This is a genomic window from Mycobacterium sp., from assembly GCF_049585075.1.
Lineage (GTDB): Bacteria > Actinomycetota > Actinomycetes > Mycobacteriales > Mycobacteriaceae > Mycobacterium.
The window spans coordinates 1-4,547 of the sequence record NZ_JBAUZA010000314.1; the positions used below are offsets into that span (position 1 = coordinate 1).

The window sequence follows — 4,547 nt, forward strand, 5'->3', positions numbered from 1 at the left end:
TGCGAAAGATGAACCGCCCAGTCGACCACTCGACCGAGCAGACCGATGGAATATCCATGCAGCGCCCGGTCTTCTCCTCCGTCTGATACTGCGCCCCGACAATACGAAAGCTGCTAGGTTAGCCGCACTACTGATCCGCGCGGTCGGGGCGACGGAAGGGTGTGCGGTGGGAACAGTGCTGCTGGTGCTCGCCGCCATGCTCTTCGGCGCGGCCATCGTCATTTTCGTGGTGGCGCTGCGGCGTCCCAAAACGCCGAAAGCCGATAGCGGACGCCAGGATCCGCTCAAGTTCACCGCGACACAGGAATTCGGGCCCAGGCAACTCGGCCCCGGTGCAATCGTCAGTTATGGCGGCGTCGACTACGTGGTGCGCGGCTCGGTCACCTACCGCGAGGGTCCGTTCGTGTGGTGGGAGCACCTGCTGGAAGGCGGCGACAAGCCGCTGTGGTTCAGCGTCGAAGAGGACGACGGCCGGCTCAAGTTGGCGATGTGGGTGAGCCGCAAGGATCTTCAGTTGCAGCCCGGCGGCGAGCACATCGTCGACGGCGTCACCTACAAAGAGTCCGAACGCGGCCATGCCGGATACACCACCGAGGGCACGACGGGCCTACCGGCCGGCGGCGACATGAACTTCGTCGACTACGCCAACGCCGACGAAACCGAGCTGCTCTCCTTCGAACGCTGGGCGCCGGACATGCCGTGGGAGGTTTCGACGGGCAAGTCGGTGCTGACCGGCGAGCTCACCGTCTATCCCGCTCCCCCCGCCGCCACCTAAGCCGATGCCGCTTCATCAGCTGGCCGTATCCCCGGCCGACGTCAGCGGAGCGGGCCTCGGACTGGCGCTCAATGCGCCCGCGCCTCCCCCGCTGGCCGCCTACCGACTGGACCACCCCGACGGCGGCGCGCTGGTGCTCGGAGTCCTCGGCGCGTCGCACGTGATCACCGTCGAACACGCCAAAGGGGGTTTCTCTGAACAGGTTTCGTGCGATCTCAGCGGCGAGCTGCCCGAGCGCACCGAGGCGCCCGGGTATCACCTCGAGTCCCGCACCGAGGTCCACGACGAGCCGACATTCCGCCGACTCGCGCACCGCCTAAGCGAACGCTGCGCACGTGAAACCGGTTGGCTGGGCGGCACTTTCCCCGGCGACGATGCCGCGCTGACCGCACTGTCCGCCGAGCCCGACGGCGACGGGTGGCGCTGGCAAACCTGGCACCTCTATCCCGCCGCGTCCGGCGGCACCATCGTCTACACCGCCAGCCGGTGGCGCCCATGACCCGCAATCGCCTGTTCATCATGGCCGTCGTGCTGCTCATCGCCTCCTTCGGCAGCCTGATCGGCGGGGTCACATTGCTGCACAAGGATATCCGCGCATATGTGGCCGACCACTATCGCGAATACGCCCACGATGCGGGCGGAAAACGTTACGTTTGCGACGGATCGCCTTCCAAGGTTGCGGACACGCTCGCCGGCTATCAGAGCCCAGCAGCCCGGGCATCCAGCGCCGGCACCCAGTTCCTGCGCTACAACGACGCGATTGTCTCAGTCGGCCCGGACGGCCCGCACCCCTGCAGCATCCGGGTCGAGGACTTGAGCGCCGGATACAGCCACGGCGCGTTCATCTTTCTCGGGCCCGGCTTCTACCCGGGAGCCCCGTCCAGCGGCACCGGCGGCAGTTCCGGTGGACCGGGCGGGACCAAATGACCCGTAAACAAAGGAGATAGTCATGTACCTGGCGCTCGAACTGGGAACAATCGACCTCAACCCGGTCGTCAAAGGCGTTGTCGCCACTATCTTGTACTTCGTCGTCGGCATGGCCGTCCTGGTTCTCGGGTTCATCGTGGTCGATGTGCTCACTCCGGGGAAGCTGCGCCAAATGGTCTTCATTGACCGTCGCCCCAACGCCGTCATACTTGCCTGCGCAAACTACATCGCGCTGGCCGCTGTGATCATCAGCGCGATCACGAACAGCTACAGCCAACTCGGTCAGGGACTGATCGGGGTGGCGGTGTACGGGCTGATGGGCGTGATCCTGCAAGGGGTCGCAATTTTGGCCATGCACTTGGTGATACCGGGCAACTTCCATCAGCATGTCGACGAGCCGGAGCTGCATCCAGCGGCGTTCGCGACGGCCGTGATGCTGCTGGCCGTAGGAGGGGTGACCGCCGCCGCGCTGTCATGACGTCGTTTGCCGAATCTTCCGGGCGCTGGCGGGCGGTGCTGCTGGCCGCGGTCGCGGCGTGCGCGGCGTGCGGCATCATCTACGAACTCGCGCTGCTGACGTTGTCGGCGAGCCTCAACGGCGGTGGCATCGTCGCCACGTCGCTGATCGTCGCGGGCTACATCGCCGCACTGGGAGCGGGCGCCCTGCTGGTCAAACCGCTGCTGGCGCGCGCGGCGATCACCTTCATCGCGGTTGAGGCGCTGCTCGGCATCATCGGTGGTCTGTCCGCGGCGGCGCTGTACGTGATGTTCTCGTTCATCGGCGGATCGTTGCTGGTCCTGGCGCTGGGCACTGCGTTGATCGGCGGTCTGGTCGGCGCCGAGGTGCCGCTGCTGATGACGATGTTGCAACGCGGCCGCAGTTCCGGCCCCACCGACACCGGCCGAACATTGGCCAATCTCACCGCCGCCGACTATCTGGGGGCGCTGATCGGCGGACTGCTGTGGCCGTTCTTGCTGCTGCCGCAGCTGGGCATGATCCGCGGCGCGGCGGCCACCGGCATCATCAATCTGGTCGCCGCGACGATCGTCGCGATTTTCCTACTGCGACAAGTGGTTAGCGCGCGCCAGCTGATCACGGCGCTGTGCGCGCTGGCCGTGTCGCTCGCGCTGCTTGCCACGCTGCTGGTGCGTGCTGCGGACATCGAGATGACCAGCCGTCAGCGGCTTTACGCCGATCCGATCATCGCCCACCGGCAGTCGGCTTACCAAGAGATTGTGGTGACCCGCCGCGGTAACGACATGCGGCTGTATCTGGACGGCGGTTTGCAGTTCTCCACCCGCGACGAGTACCGCTATACCGAGAGCCTGGTCTATCCCGCGCTCAGCGCGGGCGCGCACTCGGTGCTGGTGCTCGGCGGCGGCGACGGCCTGGCCGCCCGAGAACTGCTGCGCCAGCCCGGCGTCGACAAGATCGTGCAAGTCGAGCTCGACTCGGCGGTCGTCGAACTAGCCCGCACCACAATGCGATCCGCGAATGGTGGCTCGTTGGATAACCCGCGAGTGCGGGTCATCACCGATGATGCGATGACCTGGCTGCGCGGGCGGCACCACGGATCCTTCGACGCGGTGATCGTGGATCTCCCCGACCCGGACACCCCGGTGCTGGGCCGGTTGTATTCGACTGAGTTCTATGCGCTGGTTTCGCGTGCGCTGGCGCCCGGCGGGCTGATGGTGGTGCAGGCGGGCAGCCCGTATTCGACGCAGATTGCGTTCTGGCGAACGGTTTCCACGATCGAGTCCGCCGGCTACGCGGTCACGCCCTATCACGTGTATGTCCCGACGTTCGGCGACTGGGGGTTTGCTTTAGCGCGTCGCGGTAACTCGCCGCCGCGACCCACGATGCCGCCCAACGCGCCACCGCTGCGTTTCCTCAACCAGTCGGTGCTCGACGCGGCCACCGTGTTTGCCCCCGACGTGCGGCCGCGCACACTCGATCCCTCGACGTTGGAACATCCACGCGTCGTCGAGGACATGCGCCATGGCTACGACTAGTCACCACCTAGGCCTCATGGAAGCGCCTCAAGCTTAAAATCTGATGAGAACGATTATATTGACCAGCAAAATAATTTCCCTGGTGACCGCGCGGGGCGCGAATTCAGGCTGAACAGCGTCAATAGTCTCGAGCCAGGTGCCAACCAACGTTGACTCAGCAATATTGCCCGTTTCGGCCTGCCGTCACAGGTTAAGAGCTACCTTAATTCGACCTAAGTAGAATACCCTCGGCGGCAGGAGACGGCGCGATGGCTGGTCGGCGCTCTTCGAAGGGAAATCAACGATCGGGCAAGTCCAAGGCCCGACGTCGCGCGGTCGGTCTGGGCGGCAGCGCCGGGGCGTTTTTGGCGTTGGGGCTGGGCCCGCTGGCAGCGGCGCCCAGCGCTCAGGCTGATCCGCTGGCCGATTTGATCGATGCGCTCCTCGAACCGGCCATTGCCACCTCGATCGGGATCAGCCCCACCGAGGTCGTCGACCCCAGCCTGTGGGACGCGGCGCTGAGCGGGCTGTGGTCCCCCGGTGGGTGGGACACCGTGGTCAGTGATCTGTCCGGCGTGGGTTCGAGCGCCGTCGCGGTTCCCGACACTGCTGCGGCGACGACGGCCGATCCAGCCACCTCGTTTATCCATGGGCTCGAGCAGGACTGGATTAACAGCCCGTTTGGCCAGCAGGTCGACAACTCGCTCAACACATGGGCGGCGCAGGCCGACCCCAGCGCGGTGGCGAACACCTGCGGGTATATCTGTAACGGCGCTGACGGCACGGCGGGCGACCCCAATGGACAGGACGGTGGGGCGTTCTTCGGTAACGGCGGTAACGGCTACAGCTGGAC

The 4,547-nt window shown here is 65.7% G+C and carries 5 protein-coding genes and 1 pseudogene; all 6 read left to right on the forward strand.

The window, feature by feature from the left end:
- The first annotated feature begins 166 nt into the window (after window positions 1–166).
- Window positions 167–775, forward strand: coding sequence for a DUF4178 domain-containing protein (locus WB785_RS15120; protein ID WP_424080140.1), 609 nt, complete (start codon window positions 167–169; stop codon window positions 773–775).
- A gap of 4 nt (window positions 776–779) precedes the next feature.
- On the forward strand, window positions 780–1,274 hold the full coding sequence (locus WB785_RS15125) for a DUF2617 family protein (RefSeq protein ID WP_424080141.1): 495 nt from the start codon (window positions 780–782) through the stop codon (window positions 1,272–1,274).
- Window positions 1,271–1,702 (forward strand): DUF4247 domain-containing protein, encoded by a 432-nt coding sequence (locus WB785_RS15130; protein WP_424080142.1) that lies wholly within the window; start codon window positions 1,271–1,273, stop codon window positions 1,700–1,702. Before WB785_RS15125 ends, WB785_RS15130 begins: the two co-directional genes overlap by 4 nt.
- A 22-nt stretch (window positions 1,703–1,724) precedes the next feature.
- Complete coding sequence (locus WB785_RS15135) at window positions 1,725–2,180, forward strand: DUF350 domain-containing protein (RefSeq protein ID WP_424080143.1); 456 nt, start codon at window positions 1,725–1,727, stop codon at window positions 2,178–2,180.
- Window positions 2,177–3,715 carry a polyamine aminopropyltransferase gene (locus tag WB785_RS15140; RefSeq protein ID WP_424080144.1) on the forward strand — a complete coding sequence of 513 codons (1,539 nt, stop codon included), beginning with the start codon at window positions 2,177–2,179 and terminating at the stop codon, window positions 3,713–3,715. The genes WB785_RS15135 and WB785_RS15140 overlap by 4 nt, the downstream gene beginning before the upstream one ends.
- A 248-nt stretch (window positions 3,716–3,963) precedes the next feature.
- Window positions 3,964–4,547 (forward strand): annotated as a pseudogene (locus WB785_RS15145) (hypothetical protein); the annotation flags it as partial.